Origin of the sequence: Halopseudomonas aestusnigri (genome assembly GCF_002197985.1) — a bacterium.
Taxonomy (GTDB): domain Bacteria; phylum Pseudomonadota; class Gammaproteobacteria; order Pseudomonadales; family Pseudomonadaceae; genus Halopseudomonas; species Halopseudomonas aestusnigri.
In genome coordinates this window covers 536,755-563,345 of record NZ_NBYK01000001.1, presented here as the reverse complement: position 1 = coordinate 563,345, position 26,591 = coordinate 536,755, and the positions used below count along the sequence as shown (strand labels likewise).

Sequence of the window (26,591 nt, the reverse complement as noted above, 5' to 3'; positions counted from 1 at the left end):
CCCCCCAAAAAGAGACGCCCCCAAAGTGCGACGTACCACCCGTGGCCGGCGCACCCCCTGCTCGCACGGCAACCCGTTGCAATACGGATTGACGCTTCACAGTGTCGCCCTTTGCCAAACGACGCTAGCATAGCCTGATTGCAAACTGATGTGCAGGAGCGAAAATGCCTAACTCGACCATCCCCCTCTCCGTGCTGGACCTGTGTTCCATCGCAGAAGAGGGCACCGCCGCCGATGCGTTACACAACGCTCAGGCGATGGCACGGCATTGTGAAGCGCTTGGCTACCAGCGCTACTGGGTCGCAGAGCACCACAACATGACCGGCATCGCCAGCGCGGCCACTTCGGTCGTCATGGGGTATCTGGCGGGCAGCACTCAACGCATTCGTATCGGCTCCGGCGGCATCATGCTGCCGAACCACGCACCACTGCAGATCGCCGAGCAGTTCGGCACCCTGGAATCCCTGTATCCCGGTCGCATCGACCTTGGCCTCGGCCGCGCCCCCGGCACCGATCCGGCCACCGCGAATGCACTGCGCCGCGGCCGCACCGACGGCGAAGACTTTCCGCAAATGCTTGAGGAGTTGCGCCGCCTGTTTGCCCCGATTGAGCCCGGCCAGCGTTTACGCGCCGTGCCCGGCGGCGGCCTGAACATTCCGATCTGGCTGTTGGGCTCCAGCACCTTCAGTGCCCAGTTGGCAGGACGACTGGGGCTGCCCTTCGCCTTTGCCGGACAGTTCTCTCCGGATTACCTGTTCAGCGCCCTGCGGCTGTACCGCGAAAGCTTCCGCCCGAGCGACCAGTACAGCGAGCCCTACGCCATGCTCGGCATCAACGCCTACGTCGCCGATGATCGTGAGCAAGCCCACTATCTGGCCAGTTCCCATCAGCAGGCGTTTCTCAACCTGATCCGCGGTACACCGGGACAGCTGCCACCGCCGACCCGGGATATGGAATCACTCTGGCAACCGCATGAACGCCATCAGGTGATGTCGACGCTCGCTGGCAGTCTCATTGGAGACCTGCAGAGCGTGACCGGCCAGCTGTCCGATTTGCTGGAGCGAACAGGCGCCAATGAACTGATCGTGAACAGCCCGATTTTTGACCAGAATGCACGAAAGCATAGCTACCAACTGCTGATGCAGGCCAGCCAGCAACGCTGAGCCCCTTCCCTGATGCAGGCGACTCTGGTAAAAAGACGCCTGCGCGGGTGTAGTTCAATGGTAGAACGGCAGCTTCCCAAGCTGCATACGAGGGTTCGATTCCCTTCACCCGCTCCAGTCTTGCTTCCTTCTGCTTTACTTTCCATTGTCACAAGCCGGCCAGGCGAGAAAAATTCGCGTGCGCAAATGCCTCTGCTTATGCTTTTCTCTACGACCAACATGCCAATAACCCCTTGTAATGATTGGTTTTTTCTGCACAAACGGATGACAAGAGCGATCCGCTTGGGCACAATGTCCAGTCAAACGTTAATGTCAGTGGAGTACCAGCCATGAAAGGCCATCCGGACGTCGTCAGCTGTCTTATCGATCTGTTGCGAGGCGAGCTTGGCGCACGGGATCAGTATTTCCTGCATTCGCGACTGTATGAAGACATGGGCTATGCCAAGCTGTACGAGCGCATCAACCATGAGATGGAAGAGGAAACCCAGCACGCCGACGCTATCCTCAAGCGCCTGCTGTTTCTTGAAGGCAAGCCGGACATGCGGCCCTCGCCCATCACCCCCGGCAGCACCGTGCAGGAAATGCTCGAGTCCGACCTCAAGCTGGAATATGAGGTACGCGAGAACCTGGCCAACGCCATTGCCCTGTGCGAGCGTGTCGGCGACTACCAGACGCGGGAAATACTTGAGGTCCAGTTGGCAGATACCGAAGAGGATCACGCCTACTGGCTGGAGCAGCAACTGCGCCTGATCAAGATGGTTGGTGAACAGAACTACCTGCAATCGCAAATGTAATCTGACGCCCCGCCACAGCCCTGCCAGCTGACGCTGGCAGGCGTCATGCGGCCATTCGCCCCCCAGCACCGCACTGCATCTGCTTCCCCGGCGCTGCCTGTTATTTCCAGACCACAAGGTCAGCATTTTCGGAATTCGAACTAATATTCGTTAGTGCACCAGCCTGGTGATGCCAGAACCCTTTTGCACCTGCGTAGCCCAGCGCAAACCTCAGATTCAACGCCCTCGCGCATTCACGCCACCAAAACTGACCACTCAGACAGGAATTATCGGCAACAGCCAATGCATGCTGCCGCGATGGCACCTTTTCTGCATTGCCAGCAGCTCCAGCCAATTGGAGCACTCTAGTGACCTCAGCCACCTGCCCAGATCGTCGTCAGACACGGATACTGTTGCCTGCCAGCGCCAAAGAGGCCTGTGCACTCGCCAGATACCACAGCGCGCCCTATATGGCCGGAGCCAGCGCGCTGCAACTCGGCTGGAACAAAACAGGCAGATGGCCAAAGCATGTGGTCAGCCTGAATGCAATAAACACACTGCACGGCTGCCATCGGGCCGCAGACCATTGGTCCCTTGGTGCCTTGAGCCGTCTATCGGAGCTGACGCGCAATCCGGATCTGTGTGCAGAGCTGCCCGTGCTTGAAACGGCGCTGCTCGGTGTCGGCGCACCCGGCATTCGGCATATCGCCACCCTCGCGGGCAATATCGGCTTTGCCGGCGACCTGCTGCCTACTCTGCTGGTACTCGACGCCCGACTTGACTGGCTGGACGAAAACGGCGCGGATCAACAAACACTGCTGGCCGATTGGCTGACCGCCCCGCCAGCGCATGCCCTGATAACCCGGGTTCGCCTGCCACTGCCGCAACCGCAGCAACATCTGCACATGGAAAAGCTGGCTAGCCGCAGCGCATTCAACCCGCCCCTGCTGAATATTGCCAGCAGCTGGCAATGGCAGCCACAAGCGGATCTGCGTTTGGCTGCCGGCGGCGCAGGCTTGCGACCCCGTCGCCTGCAAGCCTGCGAGCAGGCCCTTGCTGCAACCGCCGACCGGCCGCTGACGGCCCGCACGCTGCTACCCCTGCTGGCCGCAGACCTTCCCGAATTGGCCGAGCAACCGTTGCTGCAGATAGCGGCCAACCTTGTCCGGGCACAATGGCACGGGAGCCACGCATGAACACAACCGCATTCACGCCACGCCCTCTTACCGCCGACACCTTCGCCGAGCGCTGGCAGCCGCGCCCTGACGCCACCGAGAAGGTGCGCGGCGAACTACGCTACCCCACCGACGAACTTAACTGGCCCGGCCTGCTGCATGGCCGCATTTTACGCAGCGCTTTGCCACACGCCCGCCTGCTTGGCATCGACGTCGAGCGCGCGCGTACGCTGCCCGGCGTTCACGCGGTGGTGACCGCAGCCGATATTCCCGCAGCCAACAACTACGGCATCGTGTTCCGCGACCAGCCGGTATTCTGCGTTGATCACGTGCGCTACCTCGGCGATGCGCTGGCGGCGGTCGCCGCGGATACGCCCGAGATCGCTGCACACGCGCTCAGCCTCATCGAGGTGCGCTACGCCGAGCTACCTGTGGTCAATGACCCGAGCGCGGCACTGGCCGATGGCGCGCCGGCGCTGCACCCCAATGGGAATCTGCTGGACAGCTCGCTGATCGAACACGGCGACGTCGAAGCAGCCTTCTCCGCCTGTGCATTCGTGGTGGAAGGTCGCTACCGCACCCCGCGGCAGATGCATGTCTTCATGGAGACCGAGGGTGGCGTGGTGGTGCCCGATGAGAACGGTGGGCTGACCTTCCGCGTGGGCTGCCAGAGCGCCCACCGAGACCGCGAACAACTGGCCAGCATTCTCGGCCTGCCGCCGGATAAGGTGCGCGTAATCGGCCTGGCGACCGGTGGCGGTTTCGGCGGCAAGGACGAGCTGACCATGCAGCCGGCCGCCGGACTGCTCGCACTGCGCACCGGACGCCCGATACGCATTCACTTCGATCGCCGCGAATCGACCATCGCCGGCATCAAGCGTCATCCAGTAGAGTTCTTCGCCCGCACCGGCTGTGACGCGCAAGGTCGCATCCTCGCCCATCAGTTGCACGCGATACTCGACACCGGCGCCTACGCCACCCTGGGTCCTGCTGTCCTCACCAACCTGACCGATCACGCCGCGGCGCCGCTGTACCGTATCCCCAATATCCGCGTGAGCGGTCAACTGGTGCATACCAACAATGGTGTTGCCGGCGCCTTCCGCGGCTTCGGCGGCAACCAGGCGACCTTTGCGGTAGAAAGCCAGCTGGACAGGCTGGCCCACGCCGCCGGTTTACACCCGGCCGAACTGCGCCGACGCAACCTGCGTACACCGCAGGACCCCGGCGTCGAGGGCCAGACCCAGCAGCAGCCCTGCGACCCCCGACTGCTGCTTGATGCGGCGCTGCAATCCCCCCTTTGGGCCAGTGCCAGCAGCACCGACGACCGCCGCTGGGTGACCGGCGTCGGCATGGCAATGGGTGCACAGGGCAATGGCCTGGGTAACGGGTTACCCGACGCCGGCGGCGCGCGCCTGACCCTGACTGGCGATGGACGCATTGAACTGGCATTCGGCTTCATCGAGTATGGTCAGGGCGTAATTGCAGCAATCCGGAATCTGGCCTGCGACTACCTGAACTGCGCACCGGAGGACCTGGATATCCGTCTGGGCGACTCCAGCGGCCCCGACTCCGGCCCGACCAGCGCCTCACGCAGCAGCATCATCGCGGTGGAGGCCCTGCGCCGACTGCAGCCGCAATGGCGCGCATTGCTGACCAGTCTGGCGCCACTGGCAACACCAGGGCTGCAACCCGGCCCCGGCGGACTGCGGGATCAGTCAGGTGAGCTCGTCATCAGCTACCCGCAACTGGCTGGCGCAGGCACGCCTGTCACGCTGAATGTGCATTTCGACTTTCCGACCGGCCCGGACGCGACCCCGCGCGGACGCTATCTGCAACTGCTCATCGCCACCGTTGCGCACGTGGCTGTCGACCGACTGACGGGGCGGATTCGTATCGAGCGACTGCACCACATCACCGCCGGCGGCAAGGTTATCCACCCACCCAGCTACCGCGGCCAGATCGAAGGAGCCGCCATCATGGGCATGGGCATGACGCTGCTTGAGGACGTACCCATGCAGGACGGTCAGTACCAGCTGGACAACCTCGACGCCTATCTCATCCCGACACTGGCCGACGCGCCCGAGCAACAGGTCGACGTCATAGAAGGCATTCTCGGGGGAGAAAGCTACCCGGTGCGCGGTATCGGCGAACTGGGCATCGAGGCAATCAGCCCGGCCATCACCGCCGCCATCGAGAACGCCATCGGCGTACGCCCGGAGCGCCTGCCAGTAGAACCGACCACACTGCTTGCAGCCATGCAGGAGCCACATCCGTGAACGACGTATTCTTTACCCTGCACTTCACCGTCAATGGCCAGGAGCAGACGCTCGAAGTACCGGCCGCCCGTCGCCTGCTCGACATCCTGCGCCTGGATCTGGGGCTGATCGGACCGAAGGAAGGTTGCAGCATAGGTCGCTGCGGTGCCTGCAGCGTAGTGATTGACGGAGACTCCATGCCTGCCTGCTGCTTGCCTGTCAGGTGCAGGGACGCACGGTAGACACCATTGAAGGGCTGCGCGAGGACCCGCTGTGCGAGCGCATCAGCACAGCACTGGTCAATGCCGGCGCGCTGCAGTGCGGTTACTGCACCCCCGGCATTGTCAGCAGCTTGACCGCCGCTCTTCGCCACAACCCCGCTGCGGATGTCGCTGAGCTCGAACAGGCCCTGCACGGCAATCTCTGCCGCTGCACCGGTTACAACGGGCTGCGGCAGGCGATTGCCGAGCTGGCAACCTAGATACGGAAACTGCCCACCAATTGCCTCAACCGGGTGACCTGATCCTCGAGTGAAGCACAGGCACGCAGGGTCGCCTGCAGGTTATCAACTCCCTCCTGGTTGAGGGTGTTGATCTCGGTGATGTCGACGTTAAGGCTTTCGATTACCGAGGTCTGTTCCTCTGTTGCGGCAGCAACTGACTGGTTCATGTTGTCGATATCGCCAATACCGTGGGTGATCTCGCTGAGCCGGGTGCCGGCTTGCCCCGCCACCTCGACGCTGTGCTGACTGTACTGCTGACTGTCGGTCATGATGCTGACCGCTGCACTGGCGTCGGTGCGCAGATTCTCGATCATGTCGTGAATTTCCCGGGCAGAGCTTTGGGTACGGTGTGCGAGGTTGCGCACCTCATCGGCAACCACCGCAAACCCGCGCCCTGCCTCACCGGCACGGGCCGCCTCGATGGCCGCATTCAGCGCCAGCAGGTTGGTCTGCTCGGAGATACTTTGAATCACCTCCAGAATGCGACCTATGTCCTCGGTCTTGTGGCTGAGTGACTGAATCGTTCTGCTCGATTCACTGATCTTGGCCGACAGCTCCTGCATTGCAGCAATCGACTGGCTGACTACTGCCGATCCCTGCTCCGCTCCCTGGCGCGCCTGACTGGCCTGCGCGGATGCATCCGCCGCATTGCGGGCTATTTCCTGCGCCGCCGCACCCAGCTCATTGATAGCTGCCGCCACGCTGTTGGTCCGGCTGGACTGCTCGTCAGAGCTGGCCATGTTGGCATTGGAGGCATCAACCACCTGCCGCGCAACGTCGTGCAGCGTACCGCTGGTACTGGCCACCTGGCTGATTGACTCGTGGATACGCTGCACGAATTGGTTAAAGGCGTTGGCCAACCGACCAAACTCGTCCTGGCTGGTGACAGGCAGGCGACGGGTCAGATCACCCTCGCCCTCGGCGATATTCTCCAGCGCCGCTCCCAGCGATACCAGCGGACGCAGGAGGTAGCGCATCAGTACGCCAAGAAGCAGCACAATAATCACCACCGATACGATAACCGCAAGCAGCGCTGAATAGCGAAACTGGGCAAGGCTGGCGAAAGCCTTGTCACGGTCAATCGACAGGCCGACGTACCAGTCGGCACCGGGTAATCCGGCGACCGGCAAAAACGTCAGTAAGCGCGGTTGACCATCCAGCTCGGCCTCACTGAGGCTGCGCTCGATGCGCGGTGTGTTCCGCGGGTAGATCTCACTCAGGGTCTTCATCTGCAGGTCGGCATTGGGATGCACCAGAATGGTTCCATCACTGCTGACCATGAACGCATACCCCATGCCATTGAAATCCAGGGCGTTAATAATCCGGGAAATGGTCTGAAGGTTAAGGTCGCCGCCAACCACGCCCGCCCCTGCCGGTGTGGCAATAGTCATGATCAGTGCGCCGGTAGCCGCATCGACGTAAGGGCTGGTCAGGATGGTCCTGCCGGCCTCACGCGCACCCTTGAACCAGGGCCGCGAGCGCGGGTCGTAGTCCGCCGGCATCTCGGAATCAGGCCGCATGGTAAAGGCGCCATCGGCGGCACCGAGGTAGCTGAAATCGAAGGTTTCAGCCAGCGTGCGCTGCTCGAGCAACGGCACCAGCCGGTCCGGACTCTCACTCTGGATATTCTGTGCCAGATTCTCCAGCAACAGAATACGACCGGACAACCAGTTGCTGATATTGTCCGCCGTCAGCGTCCCGGCGTCGGTCAGATACGTCTGCAGATTGGCCTGCAGAGTCTTGCGTTGCAGGTAATCGTTATAGACAGAGAAGGCCGAAAAGGCCGCAATCACGACCAGGGACGCGGCCAGCAGGATCTTCTGATTGAAGCTGAGTCTGGTAGGCATCGGTTTTGCCTCGAAAAGGGGGTCTGAAACTGTATGTCGTCCCGCCAGACGGAAACTTGATTTCCGGCGATACAGACCGTCTTTTCAAGGTTAGATGACGAAATGCCATTTTGCTGCAAGCAGACTGCCATCTCATCGCCGATACACGCCAGCCAGAGCGCCTCGACAGCACAGCCGGTGACGCTGTCGAAAACGCTCGCCCTGCTGACGTCGCAGGGCGCCGTGTGTTGAGCTAGATAATGCGCGAGAAGCGCTGTTGGCTGGTGTCACTCTGATAGGCGTCGAACAGCATGCAAATCGAGCGCACCAGCAGCCGGCCGGCGGCCATAACCCGAATCCCGCCGGGTGTGAGGATGATCAGCCCATCACGGGCCATCTGCTCAAGCATCGGCAGGCAGGAGGCAAAGTACTCGGGAAAGTCGATCCCGAAGCGCGCCTCAATATCGCTGAACTGCAGCTGGAAATGGCAGATCAGCTGGCTGATAACCGCCCGCCGAATGATGTCGTCGGAGTGGCAGACGAGACCACGCTGGGTCGCCAGCTCATCCGCCTGCAAACGCTCCTGATAGACCTTGAGGTCGCTACTGTTCTGACAGTACAAATCACCGACCTGACTGATTGAGGAGACGCCCAGACCAATCAGATCGCAATGCCCGTGCGTGGTGTAACCCTGAAAGTTGCGCTGCAGCTCGCCGTTCTCCTGGGCGATGCTGAGGCTGTCGTCCGGCAGGGCAAAGTGATCCATACCAATGTAGCGATACCCCGCTGCCAGCAGCTGACGCACGCTGTTCTCGAACATTTCCAGCTTTTGCGCGGGGCTAGGCAGATCGGCACTGTTGATCCGGCGCTGGGGCATGAAGCGTTCCGGCAGATGCGCGTAGTTGAACACCGACAGCCGGTCAGGCTTGAGTGCGATGATCGCCTCAACGGTGCGGGCGAAGCTCTCCGGCGTCTGCTTGGGCAAACCGTAGATGAGGTCGATGTTGATCGAGCGATACGCCAGCGTGCGCGCGGCGTCCATCACGGCCTGGGTCTGCTCCAGCGTCTGCAGACGGTTGACCGCGCGCTGAACCTCCGGGTCCAGATCCTGGACGCCAAAGCTCACACGATTGAAGCCCAGCTCGCGCAGCAGCCCCATCGTTGCCCAGTCGGCCTCACGGGGGTCGATCTCGATACTGTAGTCACCGATATCGTCGTCACGCAGGCTGAACCGACTGCGCAACCCGGCCATCAACTCGCGCAGTTCCTGATGGCTGAGAAAGGTGGGCGTCCCACCGCCAAAATGCAGCTGCTCAACGACCTGATCCGGGCCCAGATGAGCGCTGATCAGCTCCATCTCGCGCTGCAGGCTGGCGAGGTACTCGCGCGACCGGCTGCGGTCTTTGGTAATCACCTTGTTGCAGGCGCAGTAGTAGCAAATGTTGGCGCAAAACGGCACATGTACGTAAAGCGACAGTTGCCGACCGGCCTCACGGGAGGCGTCGATGGCGTGCAGAAAGTCTGCCGGTTTGACACCGTCGTGAAACTGCACGGCGGTGGGATAGGAGGTATAACGCGGACCGGCATGGTCGTAGCGTCGAATCAGATCGGCATCCCAACGAATAGTGGGCAGCATGGGGAAACTCCGGCTTTGCTCTGGCATGGAACAAAGCCTACGCCGGCCAGGCAAACCAGGTTTTGACCAGCGTCAATAGACCCGTGGCCGCATCCTAGCCGCCGGTCGCGTTCATGAAACGCAACACCTGAACCTCACCACCCACGCTGAATTCATGCCGCGCCGGCTTGTGTTGCAGGGCACGTTCCAGAGCCTCGCTGACCGGCTCGTCATGCTCCGGATGACGCCTGACCAGGGCGCGCATATCCAGAGAATTCTCGTGTCCAAGACAAAGCAGCAGGCGCCCTTCGGTGGTCAGACGTACCCGATTACAGGTGTCACAAAAATTGTGCGAATGCGGTGAAATGAATCCGATGCGACTATCCGGGTAGCCATCGATTCGCAGGTAGCGCGCCGGCCCGCCAGAGTTTTCAGCACTGTCGATCAAGCGGTAGCGTTCCGCCAGCAGACTGCGCACTTCGTCGCTTGAGCAGTAGGCTTCGCCCCGCTCACGCCCCACCTCGCCGAGCGGCATCTCTTCGATAAAGGTGATGTCCAAGCCCCGCTCCAGCGCGTAGGCCGCCAGCGCCTGCACCTCATCGTGGTTGCGGCCCTTGAGCACCACCGTGTTGAGCTTGACCCGCTCAAAACCGGCGTCACGCGCAGCCTCGATACCATCGAGCACCTGCTGCAGGTCACCCGTGCGGGTAATACTCCTGAAGCGTTCGTGATTGAGGCTGTCGAGGCTTATATTGAGCCGCTTAACGCCGGCCTCGGCCAGCGGCCGGGCCAGCTTGGTCAACTGCGAGCCATTGGTGGTCATCACCAGTTCGCGCAGCCCCGGCAGGGCGCTGATGCGGGCACAAAGGTCAACCACGCCACGCCTCACCAGCGGCTCGCCTCCGGTCAGCCGGATCTTGCGAACGCCCTGGGCGACAAACAACCGCGCCAAACGCTCAATCTCTTCAAGACTGAGAATCTGCTGGCGGGGAAGAAAGGTCATATCTTCGGCCATGCAGTAAACACAGCGGAAATCGCAGCGATCTGTCACCGAAATACGGAGATATTCTATCTTTCTCCCCAGACCGTCCTGCAACATCAACTGTGTCATGCAAGGCTCCGACTAATCTGTTTTCCAGCGCGAAAGCGCAACTTCGTCGCTATCGCGTGCATCAACCCAGCGCTCGCCATCCGGCGTTGCTTCGCGCTTCCAGAACGGCGCGCGGGTCTTGAGGTAATCCATGATAAAGGCGTTAGCCTCAAAGGCTGCCTGGCGGTGGGCGCAGGCAACACCAACAAACACAATCGGCTCTCCAGGCTCCAGCTGGCCAACGCGGTGCAATACCTGCACGTCCAGCAGTGGCCAGCGGGCCTGCGCCTGCTCGACGATACCGGTCAGCGCCTTTTCCGTCATGCCCGGATAGTGCTCAAGCCACATGCCGGACACCGGATCACCCTCGTTATAGTCGCGCACATACCCCACAAAGCCGACCACGGCGCCCACGCCCAGATGGTCCGCATGCAGACGATTGAGCCGCTCGCCCGGATCAAAGTGGGCCTGCTGCACCTCAATCAACACATCAACCACCCGTCACTGGCGGAAAGAAGGCAATCTCATCACCGTCAGCCAGTGGCTCGTCAAGGGTACACAACTCCTGATTACGCGCACACATCAGGCGTGGCTCGGCCAGTACCTGCCAAGCCTCACCACGCGCCAGCAGGAGCTGCCGAAGGTCTTCAAGGGTGCTCAGCTCCGGGGTCCACATCAGTTGCTCCCCGCTGCTGCCGAGCACATCCCGGTAACGGGCAAAAAACTGCAGCTCTATCACGCGCTACCCGCCTCCGCCTGAAACTCCCCGCTCTTTCCACCGCTCTTGCTCAGCAGCCGAGTACTCTCGATCACCATACCCTTGTCGACTGCCTTGCACATGTCGTACAGGGTGAGAGCAGCGACACTGACCGCTGTCAGCGCCTCCATCTCGACACCAGTCTGACCGGCCAGCTTGCAGCGCGCCTGAATGCGCACCGCGTCAGGCGCTTCGATGCCGAGTTCTACCTTGACGCTGGTGAGCATCAGTGGATGGCACAGGGGGATGAGGTCGGACGTACGCTTGGCCGCCTGAATGCCGGCAATGCGGGCAACGGCCATGACGTCACCTTTAGGATGACCACCACTCTGAATCAATTCCAGCGTCTGCGGGCGCATGCGTACCAACGACTCGGCGACCGCCTCGCGGTGGGTAACGGCCTTGTCGGTGACATCGACCATACTGGCGCGGCCTTGTGCGTCCAGGTGAGTAAGCATAAAGTAGGTCCGGTTGCGTATTCGCTGGCTACTTTACTGCAATCCTCTGCCGCTGACAGCCCGAAGAACCAACTGCACCTGCAACGGTCACACATCCCGACGCACAATTCAGGCCGTGAACGCTGATCGCTTGAAATTGTTAACAGCGCACCTATATAGCGAAAAGCTATTCACGGTTTAGTTGAAATTTATTTTAAGTATTTAACACAGGCGCATACCATAGCTCCTGTCTTCTCAACCATCGACGAAAACGACTCAAGAAGGAGTTCTACATGTCTGTTATCAACACCGAAATCAAACCGTTCAAAGCCTCTGCATTCAAGAATGGCGAGTTCTTCGATCTGACTGAAGCCGACGTCAAAGGCAAGTGGGCCGTCTTCTTCTTCTACCCGGCTGACTTCACCTTCGTTTGCCCGACCGAGCTGGGCGACGTTGCTGATCACTATGCCGAACTGCAGAAAATGGGCGTTGAAGTGTACGCCGTGTCCACTGACACCCACTTCACCCACAAAGCGTGGCACGACAGCTCTGAAACCATCGGCAAGATCCAGTACGCCATGATCGGCGACCCGACCATGCAGATCAGCCGCAACTTCGAAATCCTGCGCGAAGATCAGGGCCTGGCCAACCGTGGCACCTTCATCATCGACCCGCAGGGCGTGATCCAGGCTGTTGAAATCACTGCCGAAGGCATTGGCCGCAACGCTGAAGACATGGTTCGCAAAATCAAGGCTGCCCAGTACGTTGCAGCTCACCCGGGCGAAGTTTGCCCGGCCAAGTGGAAAGAAGGCGAAGCCACTCTGGCTCCTTCTCTCGACCTGGTAGGCAAGATCTAAGATCGGCCTGATGACCCGGCCCGCTGCGCAGCCACAGGCTCGCAGTCGGCGGGCCGGGTTTTTTATGCCCGAAATTTGACCCCATTTTCAAAGGACACGCATATGTTGGACGCCAACCTGAAGAAACAACTGGACACGTACCTGCAGCACATCGTTAACCCGATCGAAATCAGCGTGTCCGTAGATGAAAGCCCCAAGGGCAAAGAATTACATGAACTCGCGGTCGAAATCGCGGAGATGTCCGGTAAAATCGGCCTGGTCTCGGCCGATGACAAGCGCACCCCGAGCATGGCGGTAGGCGCCGCCGGTGAAACACCGCGCATCCGCTTCGCCGGCATCCCGATGGGCCACGAGTTCACCTCACTGGTACTGGCACTGCTGCAGTCCGGCGGTCACCCGTCCAAGGCCGACCCTGCCCTGCTGGAGCAGATCCGCAACCTGGAAGGCGAGTTTCACTTCGAGACCTACATCTCGCTGTCATGCCAGAACTGCCCGGACGTGGTCCAGGCGCTGAACCTGATGGCCGTTCTGAACCCCAACATCACCCACGTGATGATTGACGGTGCTCTGTTCCAGGACGAAGTCGAGCAGCGCCAGATCATGGCCGTGCCGTCGGTTTACCTGAACGGCGAGCCCTTCGGTCAGGGCCGCATGACGCTGGCGGAGATCGTCAACAAGATCGACACCGGTGCGGCCAAACGCAAGGCTGCAGAGCTGAACGAGAAAGCGCCGTACGATGTACTGATCGTCGGTGGCGGCCCGGCTGGCGCCTCAGCTGCCATTTACGCGGCCCGCAAAGGCATTCGTACCGGTATCGTCGCCGAGCGCTTCGGTGGCCAGGTGATGGACACCGTCGGCATCGAAAACTTTATCTCCGTGCCCTACACCGAAGGCCCCAAGCTGGTTGCCAGCCTCGAGCAACACGTCAAGGAGTACGAGGTGGATGTCATCACCGAGCAGAAAGCTGCCAGCCTGGACACCGGTGACTACGTAGAGATCGGCCTGGAGAGCGGAGCCACCCTGCGCAGCCGCACGGTCATTCTTGCCACCGGCGCGCGCTGGAGGGAGATGAACGTACCGGGCGAACAGGAATACCGCGGCAAGGGCGTGGCGTACTGCCCGCACTGCGACGGTCCGCTGTTCAAGGGCAAGCGTGTTGCCGTCATCGGCGGCGGCAACTCGGGGATCGAAGCGGCGATTGACCTGGCCGGCATCGTGGAGCATGTAACCGTGCTGGAGTTCGCCGACACCCTGCGCGCCGATGAAGTATTGCAGCGCAAGGCGCGTTCAATGTCGAACATCGAGATCATCAAGAACGCCCAGACCACCGAAGTGCGTGGCGATGGCAGCAAGGTTGTCGGTCTGACCTATAAGGATCGCACCACAGATGAGCTCAAGCAGGTCGACGTTGCCGGTATCTTCGTCCAGATCGGCCTGGTACCGAACACCGAATGGCTCAAGGGTGGCGATCTGAACCTGACCCGCTTCGGCGAGATCGAGATCGACAGCCGCGGCTCGACCAACCTGGAAGGCGTATTTGCTGCCGGCGACGTCACAACCGTGCCGTTCAAGCAGATCATCATTGCCATGGGTGCCGGTTCCACCGCGGCCCTGGCTGCCTTCGACCACCTGATCCGCACCCCGGACCCGGCGACTGCGAGGAAGGAAGAAGCTGAACTGGCCTGATGTCTGAGCCGCACAAAAAACCGCCCCAATGGGCGGTTTTTTGTGCGCGCAATTCGCTCAGTCAGGCAACCACAAGCGGTCCAGCTGCTTGAATGGCCAGTCTTCCGGGCTCTCTCGTCCGATGATTCGATCCGTTTCATGGGCGTCGGCCAGATCAATCAGGGTAACCGGTAATCCCTGCTTCAAGCGCACCGAATAGAACACGCTGACCTTGGGCGTGAGCAGGGAACTGGTACCCTGCTCTACAACCACTCCCAGACGCTCGGACTCAAGCCGCACAAGGGAGCCGACCGGATAAATGCCCAACATACGAACAAACAGCTTGAACAGCACCGGGTCAAAATGGCCTTTCCAACTGGCCATCCGACTCAGCGACTCGGCCGGATCCCAGCCCGCCTTGTAAGGGCGATTTGAGGTAATGGCGTCATAGACGTCGCAGATCGCACCCATGCGCGCCAGCAGCGAAATATTTTCCCCGGCCAGCCGCTCGGGATAGCCGGTACCATCCACTTTCTCATGGTGATGCAGACATACATCCAGCACCGCATCCGGTACCCCGTCCCAGTCGAGCAGCAATTTGTGCCCTTCGGCCGGGTGAGAACGCATGATGGCAAATTCCTCATCGGTCAATTTGCCCGGTTTGTTCAACACCGCTTCAGGCATGACGGCCTTACCCATGTCATGCAGCAAGCCCGCCATACCCGCTTCCATCACCTGGTCTTCCGGCATTTTCAACAACCGAGCCATACCCACCATCAGAGCAGCTACGGCAACGGAGTGCAGATAGGTGTACTCATCCTTGGACTTGATGCGGGCAACGCTGATCAATGCATGGGGGTTTCGGCTGAGCGACAGACTCATCTCGCTGACCAGATCGTGCAACCCGTCAGTCGTGATGGCGTTGCCCAGACGTACGTCCTTGAACAGGTCCTGAATTGCCTGTTTGCCGTTGCGAAATATCTGCTGGGCACGCCGCACTTCATCGGCCATAGAAGCCCTGACTACCCTCTCGCTCGGCGCTGAACCTGACGCACTTGCAGCCTCAACCTCGGCCACGGCGATCTCCACTTCGGAGGGAGCATCGGCAGACGTCGGCATATCAGGCTGTGCAGCCACTTCGACATCCAGACCTTTGCTGACGTCAATAATCACTTCCGCAATCGAGCTTTGCAAAATAGTGTTGAGCGTGCGTACATCCTCAATCAGAAGCTTCTTGCTCCAAAACGGATGCTGCAGCCAGGAACCGCAGAATTTGTCGACATACATGCCAACACGCAGGGATTGGGTAGGAATCTTTTTCAGCATCGACAACTGTAGTCTCCAGGCGTCAGGACTCTCGCGTTCCCTGCTGAACAAACACGAAAGTCGGGAGCTCCGCCAGGGCCCCACGACCAGCGCCGGCATTATGCCAGTTGCACCTATGCGCGGCAAAACAAACACGGGTTGACGGTTGTCAGGCATCCAGCTCGCAGGCAGCGCCAAAATCCGTTCCCATATTCTCGTTCAGCCGATCGGGGTCGAAGCGGGTCAGACATCCCTCGCCCAGCGTTGGCGGCAGCACTGCCGAACCCGCCTCCAGGGGATCGAACCCCTCATCGTCATCCTCAATCACTTTGGCGCACCATGCTGATTATAGGTCTGCATGGCCCTGAGAATGTCACGCCGGCTAATCTGACCGACCAGTTGCCCCTCGTCGACAACCGGCAAACGTCTGCGTCGCTGGGAAATAAAGTGCTCGGCTGCCTTTACGATATCCGCATCGGCATCAATGGTCTCGACCACTGTGGTCATCACCGAGGCAACCGACCCTCCCGCCTCCTCAAAATAGCTGCCGGCCAGAATGCCTTTCAGGCAATCCCCTTCCGACAGCAACCCGATCAGATAGCCGTTCTCATCCAGCACCGGCGCCCCGGAAATACGATGCATCAACAGCTTGTCGATCGCGCGAAACAAGTCCATGTCTGGCGTAAAGGTAACCAGATCCGTGGTCATATAATCGCGCACTTTTACGGATTTCAGCATACAGCCTCCTGCTCGGGTTTCTCCGTTACCAGCTTAGCAGGCCGCAGAACAATGCATACAGTGACGCCAATCAAAGGTTGTGGCCCAAATCCGCGTCGGGGGAGGACTAGCTGAATACAACCGTCTTGTTGTCATGCACCAGCACTCGGTCCTCAAGGTGGTAGCGCAACCCCCGCGACAGCACCATTTTCTCGACGTCCTTGCCCAGGCGAACCATATCTTCGGCGTTATTTCGGTGAGTGATGCGAACCACGTCCTGCTCGATAATCGGGCCCGCATCCAGCTCTTCGGTCACGTAATGGCAGGTCGCTCCGATCAACTTGACCCCGCGCTGGGCGGCCTGGTGATAAGGACGAGCGCCAACGAACGACGGCAGAAAGCTGTGATGAATATTGATAATCTTGTGCGCATAACGCTCGCACAGTTGCGGCGGCAGAATCTGCATGTAGCGCGCCAGCACGATACATTCGGCCTGCTGTTCTTCCACCAGACGAGTAACTTCGGCAAAAGCCGGCTCCTTATCTTTAGGGTCGACCGGCACATGGTGGAATGGAATACCATGCCACTCAACCATACTACGCAAGTCATCGTGATTGGAAATCACGCTGGTAATATCACAATCCAGCTCGCCACTGTGCCAGCGGTGCAACAAGTCGGCCAGACAATGGGACTCGCGACTTGCCATCAAAACCACTTTCTTGCGCACTGCAGAATCACTGACCCGCCAGTCCATCTGAAACTCTTCACCGATGGGTGCAAAGGCAGTGCGTAAACCTTCAAGATCAAACGGCAGGGAATCAGCACGAATTTCATGGCGCATGAAGAACCAGCCAGAAAGATTATCGGAGTGGTGATTCGCCTCGGTAATCCAGCCGTTATAGGTCGCCAGAACATTACTGACCTTGGCAACAATCCCGACACGATCGGGGCACGCGATTACCAGCCTGAAAGTACGCATTTTCTCTCCTGTGTATTAGCCAACCGCCCGCAACGGCAACACGCCAGCGATGAAGACCGGGCCGCGGCATTTTACCCGCTGCGCAGAGCGCATGCAGCCACAAACAGATGAAGAGTGCGAAGGATTATGTCCTTAAGGCGTCACTCATCATTCGATCTGCCGACAAACCGCCGCCGGCATCGATTCCGGGACCGACTGAGAAGCCTTGTTTATAGGTAACTCACAACTATGTGATTAATTCGTTAGTTGGCCCGGATAACTTGTTGTAGGTTTTTTGTCATTAACCTATTATTCAAACATCCTGATTACATCAACTCCCTGCAAGGACACTATCCATGTCAATGCTGCAAGAATACCGTCATATTGAAGAACAGATTCGCGAACTCAAAGAACGCCTCAATTCACTGTCCAACGATGACAAGCTGAAAAAGGAAATCGAGTTCGAGGAAAAACTGCGGAGCCTGATGGGCCAGTACAACAAATCGCTGAAAGACATCACTGCCATCCTCGACCCGGACAATAAGCTGGGTGCAGCCAAAGGCAAGGCAGCAAGCACTGGTGGCAAGCGCACCCGCAAGGTCAAGCAATACAAAAACCCGCATACCGGCGAAGTGATTGAAACCAAAGGTGGCAACCACAAGACCCTGAAGGCTTGGAAAGAACAATACGGCGGCGACACCGTTGAGTCCTGGGTAACTATCCTGGGCTAAGTTGCTCCCGCGTAAAAAAACCGATGCTCGCATCGGTTTTTTTACGCCTGGTAATTACATATCAAGCTGCACAGCCAAGCGGGCCCCGTAGTCGCGCCAGCTCAACAATAGTTGCTGCTGTTCCACAGAGAGCTCCGGCAGCAAGCTGTCGATACCGGCCAGGAACTCGCCCAACGATAGAACCCTCGCCTGCTCGCCACTCAGCCTCGCTCGGCAATACGCGAACCAGTGTTGCTGTTCGGATGCGGACAGGCTGTCGGGAAAATTACGCGCCCGATAGCGGAACAGCATATCGACCAGCCGCTGATCGCGCAGCGGCCAGCGCATGCTGCCGAGCACTGAACCATCGGCTTCACGAATCGCCGGGAGCAGACGGCGGTCAGCGTCAGACAGAAACCCATCGTACAACTGAACCTCGGCTTCCTGTTCAACATCGTCCTGCCTGCCCTGCTCGGCATAAATCTCGGCGAGTGCCGCCTGCCCTGCGTCGCGCCAGTCCGCCAACTGCTGGGCGCGCGCCAGCAGCAACGGCATATCCAGCTGAAGCCGCTCGATATCCGCTGGCTGCAGCACCTTGGTGTCTGCCAGCACCGGACACTTGTTCAAATGGACCAACTTGAGACCTGGCCGTGCCTGGTCCTCGCCCAGATCCTCGGACCGGGTATACAGGCTTTGACGCACCTGCTCCGGCGACTGATCCATCAACACCGCCGGATCAACTGCCAGGTCGTAGACAATTACCGCATTGCGATTGACCGGATGCCATCCCAATGGCAGGACAAGAGCAAGCCCCTGCCGCTCGCGTCCGAACCGGCCGGACACGTGCACCAGCGGACGCACCCGCTGCAAATCGATAAACTCCGCTGCGCGCCGCTTGTCACGCAAGCCAAGCAAATATTCGTAGAGCTTCGGCTGCGCCTGCCTGAACAGACGGGCCATGGCGATGGTTGCCCGTACATCCGCCAGCGCATCGTGCGCCTGTCCATGATCAATGCCATTGGCAGCGGTCAGCAATTCAAGTCGCAGACTGGTAAATCCGTCAACCTGCGGCCACTCAATCCCCTGCGGGCGCAACGCATGCGCAGCGCGAAGGCCATCCAGCAGGTCCCAGCGACTGTTGCCACCCTGCCATTCACGCGCATAAGGGTCGAAGAAGTTGCGATACAACGAAAACCGGGTCATCTCGTCGTCGAATCGCAGGCTGTTGTACCCTACCGAGCAGGTCCCTGGCTGGATCATCTGCTCGTGCAGCTGACGCATGAACTCGGCTTCGTTCAGGCCATGCTCCAGCCGTTGCGCAGAGATGCCCGTCACCAGGCATGCCTGCGGGTGCGGCAGGACATCAGGCGTCAGGCGTGCGTCAATACACAGCGGCTCGCCGATTTCCTCCAGTGCTTCATTGGTACGCACACCGGCAACCTGAACCGGCCGATCGTATCGGGGATCGATCCCGGTCGATTCAAAGTCGTACCAGAAAAAGCTCTTGCTCATGCGCCCCTCTTCACGGTCAAAGGGGGCAGATTACCGTAACGACGGGTATCAGGCATCCGCCAATTGATCAAAGCGGAAATAGCGCTGCAGAGCCAGCGCCAAACCGGCGAAGGCCTCTTGATGGGTAACCACACTGAAACCGCAGTCGAAATGTCCCGGAGTTACATCGGCACGACACCAGTGACTGCGCGCATGGAATACCAGACGCTGAGCACCCAGCGGATCATCCAGATCAGGGAGTTTCAGCTCCAGTTCATATTGCTGATCGAGCATCACCGGCAACGCGCAGATCAGCATGATCCCGTCACGCGAGATATTGCCAATATAGCCGATAGGTCGCCCGGTTCGGCTGTTGTAGACACACAGATAAGCGCTCAACTGATGCCGCGGGATGCGGCGCTGCTCGATGGAGGGGTCCTGACTGGAATCCGGAATGACATGCATGTCAGCATTGCTCCGCAATCTGTTGCCGCAGCGATGCTTTAGCCTCGGCCACGCGGGCATTGGACACTTCAACACGCTTGCCGTCGGCGTCCTCTTCGTACCAGTAGACTCGCTGCTCGAATCTGGACAGCCGGTCGCGCATGTCTGCACAACGCGCCTGGCGCTGACGTTGTTGCTGCGCCAGCAGGTTGCGCTGCTGTTGCCGCTCCTCAGCCCTGATATCCGTAAGCCGCTCCATTGCGGCCTCACTGTCGCGCACATGCCTTTCGCGCTCGACCACCTGCGGACGTATCTCTACCACCTCGGCACCAGCCCTGGGCTGCTGATCAAAATGCACCTGCCCGTCAGCGTCCACCCAGCGGTAGATCTGTGCCTGAGTATCGAAGCTGCACAGCATAAGCGCAGCCAGCAGTGGTCGTAGTTTGCGGTGACTCATCGCGATTCCCTGCGCGGTCCGATCAAGGCAGGATAGCGGACCGCCGGCACCACGCCAAGCGAATCGGCGGCCGGCCTGCTCAATCGGCTAGCGGCGGCACAGGGCGCGCCGGGTCGTAATGCCCCAGCTGACGCAGCGTCTCCAGACGCGCAGCGGCGCGATAGCTGTATTCGCTGGCCGGATAGGTGTCGAGCATAAACCGGTATATCTGAATGGCATCCAGGTAAAAACCCTGGCGCTCCAGACACTGCCCGCGCAGGAGCGAAACCTCCGGCTGCAGGTGCGGACGCGAACGAATCAGACGCTCGGTCCTGGACAACTCGGCGACGACCCGATCGCAGTTACCGGCCGCATAGGCGTCGTAGGCCCGGTCCAGATGTTTCTTGTAGCCGCTCATGCCACAGCCGGCAAGCAGCACGATAACAGCGGAAAGCCACCAGCACTTGTTCATATCAACCTCCGGACAATGGCTCTGTATCGGCACGTCACGCCGATTCTTCAGTCCATCAGGGTTTGATGCATATCAGTGTAAAACCACACGATTTGCATTAGGCTGGTTCAATACCGTGTCACACCGACAACAGGAGTCAGCCGCATGGATATCAAACACCTTCTGGTGGTGATCGACCCTACCCGCGAACAGCAACAACCTGCGCTGGATCGCGCGGCTTCGCTGCTTGCACGCTTTCCCGCTGCCCGTCTAACGCTGATGCTCTGCGACTACATCCCGGCCCTGGATGGAGGGATGCTGTTTGATACCGCGGGGCTGGAAAAGGCCCGAGCGTCACTGCTCCAGCACCACCATGAATATCTCGAAAAACTGGCCGCACCGCTGCGCGCCAAAGGCACCGAGGTGGCAGTGACTGCCGTTTGGGGTAAGCGTTCGGATCGCCATATCCTGCGCGAAGTAAGCACTTGCAAACCCGATCTCGTGCTCAAGGCGACACGCCATCACAACGTGCTCAAGCGCCTGCTGCTGACCACGGCCGACTGGCAACTGATCCGCCACTGCGAGGTTCCGCTATGGCTGGTCAAGCACGGCGACAAGCCGATCAGTCGCCTGTGCGCCAGCGTTGATCCGCTGCACAGCGCCGACAAGCCGGCGGCGTTGGACCACAAGCTCATCGCCATTGCGACCAGTCTCGGCAAGACCATGGACGCGACGCTGGATCTGGTGCACTGCTATACACCTCTGCCGCGGACCATGGTGTTCGACGCCAGCGTCATTGCTGATTATGAAGGCTACGCCCGGGACGTGAAGCAGCACCACGCTACGGCGTTCAGCCAACTGCTTGCCCGTTCGGCCTCCGAGAACGCGCAATCCCACCTGCTTGAAGGCGACCCGGAAGAAGCCCTGCCCGACTTTCTGGAGAAGGAAAAGGTCGATCTGCTGATCATGGGTGCGGTGTCGCGCTCACGACTGGACAGCGCCCTCATCGGTCACACCGCAGAACGCTTGCTGGACTCGGTGTCGTGCGACGTACTGGTAATCAAGCCGGACGGCTTCGTCGATCCAAGCAAGCCCTGAACCCGAGCCTCGGCAGCCGCCTCAGGCGCTGCCGACCTGCCCCGCAGCGCGGGCGAGAGCGGTAATCTCGCCCCAGCGCTGCTGCGCGATCAGCTCGGCTGGCGCAACCCAGCTGCCACCAACTGCCATCACATTTGGCAGTGCCAGATACTCGGCCAGATTGGCCTGCGAGACGCCCCCCGTCGGACAGAAGCGAACATCCCTGAACGGCCCGGCAAATGCCCTCAGCAAGCCAACCCCGCCGAGAATCTGGGCAGGAAAAAGCTTGAAGCGACGATAGCCGAGCCGATAGGCACTCATCAACTCGGATGCGGTGGCAATGCCCGGCAACAGCGGGACTGCTGCTTCAAGCCCGCATTGCAGCAGCTCGTCAGTACAGCCGGGCGTCACCACGAACTGCGCGCCGGCCGCCAGCACTGCCTCAAACTGCTTCGCCGCCAGCACCGTCCCCGCGCCGACCATCAAGGCAGGACGCTGCGAACGCAGCAGCGCAATGGCGTCAATACCCAAGGCGGTACGCAGGGTAATTTCCAGCGTGGTAATCCCCCCTTCCGCCAGGGCGTCGGCCAGCGGCAACACATCCTCCAGCCGCTCGATATTCAGCAGCGGCAGCACAGGTGAGTGACTGAACAAGGAGTCCAGCATTTGCGTTTTTTCAGACAGGTGCGTCATCGGGCTGACCATCTTCCGGGCAGTAGTAAATATCCATGGGTGCCTGCACAAAGGCACTGATTGGCCAGCGCGCTGGCTGATCGGCTTCAACAGCCGTGCACAGCGTCCGCAACTTGGCATCGCCACTGATCGCCAGCAATCGAAATCGCGCGGAGTGTAACGCACGCCCGGTGAGGGTCAACCTCGGCGTACCATCGGCAGCCCGGCTTGCTACGCAACCAGCGTCGCAGTTGCCGTTCAACCACTCAGCCACCCCCTCGGCATGCGGGAACAGCGAGGCCGTATGGCCGTCAACGCCCATTCCCAGAACCACCAGATCCAGTGGCAGCCAGTCGGCGAGCTGCGCATCCACTTGGGCAGCATCCGCTGCCGGCGTCACGCCACGATACAGCGGCAACCACTGCAGTCGAGGAAAAACCGCAGCCAACCGTGAACGCAGCAGCGCTGCATTACTTTGCGCATCGCTCTCGGGCACCCAGCGTTCATCAACCAGCGTCAGCCGAACACGCGACCAGTCAATCGCCTGACGCGCCAGCGCGTCGAGAAAGCGCACCGGGCTGCGCCCACCGGACAGCGCCAGCGAGGCCTGACCGCGCTCGGCAATTGCCATGTTCAACCGCTCGACAACCGCAGCCGCCAGTTGTTCGGCCTGCTGCAGGGGCGTGTCGAAGCGCTTCAGCGTTACGCCGCGCTGCTCGAGCCGGCTTTCAATGGCGTTCATTACCGATCCGCCTCGCGCAGACTGGCGGTAAACACGCTGGCCCCCTGATCCGCCGGACTCGCTTCGGCCCGCATAAAGGCAAACAGCTCACGGCCCCAGCCACGACGGACACCATCCGGCGCAGTTGCCGCCGGTCGAGCCTGCCAATCGGCAGCAGGCTCAATCAGCTCCAGCGTACCGGCATCGGCATCCAGGCACAGCACGTCGCCCTCGCGCAGGCGCGCGATCGGCCCACCATGCAACGCTTCGGGGCACAGGTGAATTGCCGCCGGCACCTTGCCGGAGGCACCGGACAGTCGTCCGTCGGTTACCAGCGCGACCCGCTGCCCGCGATCCTGCAAGACGCCCAGATACGGCATAAGACGGTGCAGCTCCGGCATGCCGTTGGCGGCCGGGCCCTGAAAGCGCACAACAACAACCACATCACCGACCAGTTCACCGGCCTCGAAGGCACGAACAAACTCCGTCTGACTGTCAAACACCCGGCAGGCGGCCGTGACCCGACGGTGTTCGGCTGCCACCGCCGAGACCTTGACCACGCCACGGCCAAGCGCGCCGGCGATCACCCTCAGGCCGCCATCGGGCGCAAAGGGCTGCTCCGTACCGCGCAGTACCTGATCATCAAGACTTGCGCCGATGCCATCGCGCCAGCTCAGCTCGCCGTCATCGAGCACCGGCTCAAGGGCATAACGCTCAAGGCCCGGACCCGCGACCGTCTGCACATCCGCATGCAGCAGCCCGGCGTCCAGCAGCTGGCGAAACACAAAGGCGGTACCGCCGGCAGCCTGAAACTGGTTGATATCGGCCTTGCCACTCGGATAGATATGCGCCAGCGTCGGCACTACCCGGGACAGCTCGGCCATGTCATCCCAGTCAAGCTGCAGCCCCGCTGCCTGACCGATGGCAACCAGATGCAGCGTCAGGTTGGTCGAGCCCCCCGTTGCCAGCAACATCACCACGGCATTGATCAAGGCCCGCTCATCAAGCACATCGGCCAGCCGTACCCGACCATCCCGCGCCAGCCGCACCGCGGCAGCAGCAGCCTCGCGGGTCAGCGCGTCACGCAGCGCACTGTCCGGCGCGACGAAAGAAGCCCCCGGCAACTGCAGCCCCATCGACTCCAGCAGCATCTGATTGGTATTTGCAGTGCCGTAGAAGGTGCAGGTGCCCGGGCTGTGGTAGGAAGCGCTCTCGGCCGCAAGCAAGGCCTGCCGGTCAACCTTGCCCTCGGCATAGAGCTGGCGAACCCGGGCCTTCTCGCTGTTCGGCAGTCCGCTGGGCATGGGACCGGAGGGAACGAACACCGTCGGCAAGTGGCCAAAACGCAGTGCGCCCATCAACAGGCCGGGCACGATCTTGTCGCAAATACCGAGGCACAGTGTGGCATTGAACATGTTGTGGGACAGGGCAATGGCGGTCGACATGGCAATCACATCACGACTGGCCAATGACAGCTCCATGCCCGGCTCGCCCTGGGTCACCCCGTCACACATTGCCGGCACACCGCCGGCGACCTGCCCGGTGGCGCCCAGACGGCGCAGATACTGGCGCAGCAACGCGGGATAACGCTCGTATGGCTGGTGCGCCGAGAGCATGTCGTTATAGGCCGTGACGATGCCAACATTGACCTCGTCCGGCAGCGCCAGCCGCTGCTTGTCCTGAGCGCTGCAGGCAGCCATGCCATGCGCCAGATTGCCACAGGAAAGGCCCTGCCGCGGAGCTGGCGCAGCGTTTATCAACGACAGATAAGCCGCTCTGGAACGGGCACTGCGTTCGCGCAATCGTTCGGTTACCTTGCCCAGCACTGGGTGCATTCCACCTCTCCCGACCCGATGGTCACAAACCTACCCGCCAGCCGACATTATGGTCTATTGTAGGGCCTCCCCCAACCCTCCCGTACAAGGACCCCTGCATGACGCTGCGTCGCACCAAAATCGTCGCCACGCTCGGACCGGCAAGCAACAGCCCGGAAAAGATTGCCGAGCTGATCAAGGCCGGAATGAACGTCGCCCGCCTGAACTTCTCCCATGGCAGTGCTGATGAACACCGAGAGCGTGCAAGACTGGTGCGCGAAATCGCCGAACAGCAAGGCAAGCACGTCGCCCTGCTGGGTGACCTGCAGGGTCCGAAGATCCGCATCGGGCGATTCGCCGACGGCCCGATCAAACTGGAGGTGGGCGATCATTTTCGGCTGTCGACCAACCACCCTCTCGACGGTGGAACTCAGGATATCGTCGGCCTGGATTACCCGGATCTGGTCAAGGATTGCCGCGCTGGCGACGAGTTGCTGCTGGACGATGGTCGCGTAGTACTGCTGGTCGAAAGCGTCGGTCGCGACGAGGTACGCTGCAAGGTAACCACCGGCGGTCCGCTGTCGAACAACAAGGGCATCAACCGCCGTGGTGGCGGTCTGTCTGCCCCGGCCCTGACCGACAAGGACCGCGCCGACATCAACCTCGCCGCCGAGCTGCAGATGGAATATGTAGCCGTCTCCTTTCCGCGCGACGCCGCCGACATGGATCTGGCCCGCAAACTGCTGCGCGACGCCGAGTCAGACGCCTGGCTGGTGGCCAAGATCGAGCGCGCCGAAGCGGTTGCCGACGATGTTGCGCTCGACGGGCTGATCCAGGCCAGCGACGCCGTCATGGTTGCCCGGGGCGATCTGGGCGTCGAGATTGGCGATGCCGAGCTGGTCGGCATCCAGAAGCACATCATCAGCCGTGCCCGCAAACAGAACAAAACGGTGATCACCGCGACCCAGATGATGGAGTCGATGATTTCCAGCCCACTGCCGACCCGTGCCGAGGTGTCGGATGTTGCCAACGCCGCGCTGGATTACACCGACGCGGTAATGCTGTCAGCCGAAACCGCCGCCGGCAGCTACCCGGTTGAAGCCGTTGAGGCCATGGATCGCGTATGCCGCGGTGCTGAGAAACAGCCGGTCAGCAAGCGCTCCGGCCATCGTCTGTACCAGGAGTTCGAGCGCTGCGATGAAACCATCGCACTGGCCGCCATGTACGCGGGTAACCACTTCCCCGGCGTCACGGCGATCATCACCCTGACCGAAAGCGGCTACACCCCGCTGATCATGTCGCGTATCCGCTCTCACCTGCCGATCTTCGCGCTGTCACCAAACAGCCAGACACTGGGCAGGGTATCGTTGATGCGCGGGGTCCAGGCGATCCGCTTCAACCCGGCTGAAATGGCGCCTAGCGATATCAATCAGACCGCGGTGACCCGCCTGCTGGAGGCCGGCCACGTAAAACCGGGCGACTGGGTAATCCTGACCAAGGGCGATGTCTACAACTCCCGCGGCGGTACCAACTCGATGAAGCTGCTGCATGTCGGTGAGCGGCTGGTCTGACAACCGGAGCGCAGCCACAAAGAGGGTCTGCCCGAACTGACGGGACGAGCTTTCCCTTGCGGCTCATCGCTGCATACTGTGCTGTTGTTGTGTCAGTCTTTCGCCTTTA

The 26,591-nt window shown here is 60.6% G+C and carries 28 protein-coding genes and 1 tRNA gene; 12 read left to right on the top strand and 17 right to left on the bottom strand.

Going from position 1 to position 26,591, the window contains the following annotated elements:
- Positions 1–164: 164 nt before the first annotated feature.
- The 7 genes from B7O88_RS02755 to B7O88_RS18040 all read left to right on the top strand — a co-directional run bounded on the left by B7O88_RS02755 (position 165) and on the right by B7O88_RS18040 (position 5,847).
- Entirely contained in the window at positions 165–1,163 is a 999-nt protein-coding gene (locus B7O88_RS02755) for an LLM class flavin-dependent oxidoreductase (RefSeq protein WP_088273650.1), read from the top strand.
- A gap of 43 nt (positions 1,164–1,206) precedes the next feature.
- A tRNA-Gly gene (locus tag B7O88_RS02750) sits at positions 1,207–1,280 on the top strand.
- Between the two features lie 212 nt (positions 1,281–1,492).
- The gene (gene bfr / locus B7O88_RS02745) at positions 1,493–1,957 is read left to right on the top strand and encodes a bacterioferritin (protein WP_088273649.1); all 465 of its coding nucleotides are present in this window, start codon (positions 1,493–1,495) and stop codon (positions 1,955–1,957) included.
- A 347-nt stretch (positions 1,958–2,304) separates the two neighbouring features.
- Positions 2,305–3,132, top strand: coding sequence for an FAD binding domain-containing protein (locus tag B7O88_RS02740; protein ID WP_160003128.1), 828 nt, complete (start codon positions 2,305–2,307; stop codon positions 3,130–3,132).
- On the top strand, positions 3,129–5,387 hold the full coding sequence (locus B7O88_RS02735) for a xanthine dehydrogenase family protein molybdopterin-binding subunit (protein ID WP_088273647.1): 2,259 nt from the start codon (positions 3,129–3,131) through the stop codon (positions 5,385–5,387). Before B7O88_RS02740 ends, B7O88_RS02735 begins: the two co-directional genes overlap by 4 nt.
- The gene (locus B7O88_RS18045) at positions 5,384–5,608 is read left to right on the top strand and encodes a 2Fe-2S iron-sulfur cluster-binding protein (RefSeq protein WP_200818395.1); all 225 of its coding nucleotides are present in this window, start codon (positions 5,384–5,386) and stop codon (positions 5,606–5,608) included. Before B7O88_RS02735 ends, B7O88_RS18045 begins: the two co-directional genes overlap by 4 nt.
- Positions 5,590–5,847 carry a (2Fe-2S)-binding protein gene (locus tag B7O88_RS18040; RefSeq protein ID WP_200818394.1) on the top strand — a complete coding sequence of 86 codons (258 nt, stop codon included), beginning with the start codon at positions 5,590–5,592 and terminating at the stop codon, positions 5,845–5,847. Before B7O88_RS18045 ends, B7O88_RS18040 begins: the two co-directional genes overlap by 19 nt.
- Here B7O88_RS18040 and B7O88_RS02725 read toward each other — a convergent pair.
- From B7O88_RS02725 to moaC, 6 genes are all read right to left on the bottom strand, one after another.
- Complete coding sequence (locus B7O88_RS02725) at positions 5,844–7,715, bottom strand: methyl-accepting chemotaxis protein (protein ID WP_088273646.1); 1,872 nt, start codon at positions 7,713–7,715, stop codon at positions 5,844–5,846. The genes B7O88_RS18040 and B7O88_RS02725 overlap by 4 nt on opposite strands.
- 232 nt (positions 7,716–7,947) lie before the next feature.
- Positions 7,948–9,330 (bottom strand): oxygen-independent coproporphyrinogen III oxidase, encoded by a 1,383-nt coding sequence (gene hemN / locus B7O88_RS02720; protein ID WP_088273645.1) that lies wholly within the window; start codon positions 9,328–9,330, stop codon positions 7,948–7,950.
- A gap of 94 nt (positions 9,331–9,424) precedes the next feature.
- Entirely contained in the window at positions 9,425–10,420 is a 996-nt protein-coding gene (gene moaA, locus B7O88_RS02715) for a GTP 3',8-cyclase MoaA (protein ID WP_088273644.1), read from the bottom strand.
- A 12-nt stretch (positions 10,421–10,432) separates the two neighbouring features.
- Positions 10,433–10,888 carry a molybdopterin synthase catalytic subunit MoaE gene (moaE, locus tag B7O88_RS02710; protein ID WP_088273929.1) on the bottom strand — a complete coding sequence of 152 codons (456 nt, stop codon included), beginning with the start codon at positions 10,886–10,888 and terminating at the stop codon, positions 10,433–10,435.
- Position 10,889: 1 nt separating this feature from the next.
- On the bottom strand, positions 10,890–11,138 hold the full coding sequence (locus tag B7O88_RS02705; RefSeq protein ID WP_088273643.1) for a MoaD/ThiS family protein: 249 nt from the start codon (positions 11,136–11,138) through the stop codon (positions 10,890–10,892).
- Complete coding sequence (gene moaC / locus B7O88_RS02700; protein ID WP_088273642.1) at positions 11,135–11,614, bottom strand: cyclic pyranopterin monophosphate synthase MoaC; 480 nt, start codon at positions 11,612–11,614, stop codon at positions 11,135–11,137. The genes B7O88_RS02705 and moaC overlap by 4 nt, the downstream gene beginning before the upstream one ends.
- Positions 11,615–11,886: 272 nt before the next feature.
- On the opposite strand from moaC, the gene ahpC reads away from it, so the two are divergent.
- Positions 11,887–12,450 (top strand): alkyl hydroperoxide reductase subunit C, encoded by a 564-nt coding sequence (gene ahpC, locus B7O88_RS02695; RefSeq protein ID WP_088273641.1) that lies wholly within the window; start codon positions 11,887–11,889, stop codon positions 12,448–12,450.
- 102 nt (positions 12,451–12,552) lie between these two features.
- Positions 12,553–14,136, top strand: coding sequence for an alkyl hydroperoxide reductase subunit F (gene ahpF, locus B7O88_RS02690; protein ID WP_088273640.1), 1,584 nt, complete (start codon positions 12,553–12,555; stop codon positions 14,134–14,136).
- A 57-nt stretch (positions 14,137–14,193) separates the two neighbouring features.
- Here ahpF and B7O88_RS02685 read toward each other — a convergent pair whose 3' ends face one another.
- The 4 genes from B7O88_RS02685 to purU all read right to left on the bottom strand — a co-directional run bounded on the left by B7O88_RS02685 (position 14,194) and on the right by purU (position 17,116).
- On the bottom strand, positions 14,194–15,441 hold the full coding sequence (locus B7O88_RS02685; RefSeq protein ID WP_088273639.1) for an HD-GYP domain-containing protein: 1,248 nt from the start codon (positions 15,439–15,441) through the stop codon (positions 14,194–14,196).
- A gap of 148 nt (positions 15,442–15,589) precedes the next feature.
- Positions 15,590–15,748 carry a hypothetical protein gene (locus tag B7O88_RS17910; RefSeq protein WP_160003127.1) on the bottom strand — a complete coding sequence of 53 codons (159 nt, stop codon included), beginning with the start codon at positions 15,746–15,748 and terminating at the stop codon, positions 15,590–15,592.
- Positions 15,745–16,158: a CBS domain-containing protein gene (locus B7O88_RS02680; RefSeq protein WP_088273638.1), complete on the bottom strand. Its 414-nt coding sequence runs from the start codon at positions 16,156–16,158 to the stop codon at positions 15,745–15,747. Before B7O88_RS02680 ends, B7O88_RS17910 begins: the two co-directional genes overlap by 4 nt.
- A gap of 106 nt (positions 16,159–16,264) precedes the next feature.
- Positions 16,265–17,116 carry a formyltetrahydrofolate deformylase gene (purU, locus tag B7O88_RS02675; RefSeq protein ID WP_088273637.1) on the bottom strand — a complete coding sequence of 284 codons (852 nt, stop codon included), beginning with the start codon at positions 17,114–17,116 and terminating at the stop codon, positions 16,265–16,267.
- Between the two features lie 335 nt (positions 17,117–17,451).
- On the opposite strand from purU, the gene mvaT reads away from it, so the two are divergent.
- A complete protein-coding gene (gene mvaT / locus B7O88_RS02670) occupies positions 17,452–17,826 on the top strand; it encodes a histone-like nucleoid-structuring protein MvaT (protein ID WP_088273636.1) in 375 nt (124 codons plus the stop codon).
- A gap of 54 nt (positions 17,827–17,880) precedes the next feature.
- Here the strand turns inward: mvaT and sbcB are convergent, their stop codons facing one another.
- The 4 genes from sbcB to B7O88_RS02650 form a co-directional block, all read right to left on the bottom strand.
- Positions 17,881–19,317: an exodeoxyribonuclease I gene (gene sbcB, locus B7O88_RS02665; RefSeq protein ID WP_088273635.1), complete on the bottom strand. Its 1,437-nt coding sequence runs from the start codon at positions 19,315–19,317 to the stop codon at positions 17,881–17,883.
- A 48-nt stretch (positions 19,318–19,365) separates the two neighbouring features.
- On the bottom strand, positions 19,366–19,761 hold the full coding sequence (locus B7O88_RS02660) for a PilZ domain-containing protein (RefSeq protein ID WP_088273634.1): 396 nt from the start codon (positions 19,759–19,761) through the stop codon (positions 19,366–19,368).
- Position 19,762: 1 nt separating this feature from the next.
- Positions 19,763–20,197 carry a DUF4124 domain-containing protein gene (locus B7O88_RS02655; RefSeq protein ID WP_088273633.1) on the bottom strand — a complete coding sequence of 145 codons (435 nt, stop codon included), beginning with the start codon at positions 20,195–20,197 and terminating at the stop codon, positions 19,763–19,765.
- Positions 20,198–20,276: 79 nt separating this feature from the next.
- The gene (locus B7O88_RS02650; RefSeq protein ID WP_088273632.1) at positions 20,277–20,648 is read right to left on the bottom strand and encodes a tetratricopeptide repeat protein; all 372 of its coding nucleotides are present in this window, start codon (positions 20,646–20,648) and stop codon (positions 20,277–20,279) included.
- 144 nt (positions 20,649–20,792) lie between these two features.
- Between B7O88_RS02650 and B7O88_RS02645 the strand changes: the two genes are divergently transcribed.
- Complete coding sequence (locus B7O88_RS02645) at positions 20,793–21,725, top strand: universal stress protein (protein WP_088273631.1); 933 nt, start codon at positions 20,793–20,795, stop codon at positions 21,723–21,725.
- 21 nt (positions 21,726–21,746) lie between these two features.
- Here the strand turns inward: B7O88_RS02645 and B7O88_RS02640 are convergent, their stop codons facing one another.
- The 3 genes from B7O88_RS02640 to edd are packed head-to-tail and all read right to left on the bottom strand — an operon-like array spanning position 21,747 to position 24,932.
- Entirely contained in the window at positions 21,747–22,397 is a 651-nt protein-coding gene (locus B7O88_RS02640) for a bifunctional 4-hydroxy-2-oxoglutarate aldolase/2-dehydro-3-deoxy-phosphogluconate aldolase (protein ID WP_088273928.1), read from the bottom strand.
- A complete protein-coding gene (gene pgl, locus B7O88_RS02635) occupies positions 22,381–23,118 on the bottom strand; it encodes a 6-phosphogluconolactonase (RefSeq protein WP_088273630.1) in 738 nt (245 codons plus the stop codon). The genes B7O88_RS02640 and pgl overlap by 17 nt, the downstream gene beginning before the upstream one ends.
- A complete protein-coding gene (gene edd / locus B7O88_RS02630) occupies positions 23,118–24,932 on the bottom strand; it encodes a phosphogluconate dehydratase (protein WP_088273629.1) in 1,815 nt (604 codons plus the stop codon). Before edd ends, pgl begins: the two co-directional genes overlap by 1 nt.
- Positions 24,933–25,030: 98 nt before the next feature.
- Here edd and pyk point away from each other — a divergent pair, with 98 nt between their 5' ends.
- Complete coding sequence (pyk, locus tag B7O88_RS02625) at positions 25,031–26,482, top strand: pyruvate kinase (protein WP_088273628.1); 1,452 nt, start codon at positions 25,031–25,033, stop codon at positions 26,480–26,482.
- Positions 26,483–26,591 lie beyond the last annotated feature (109 nt).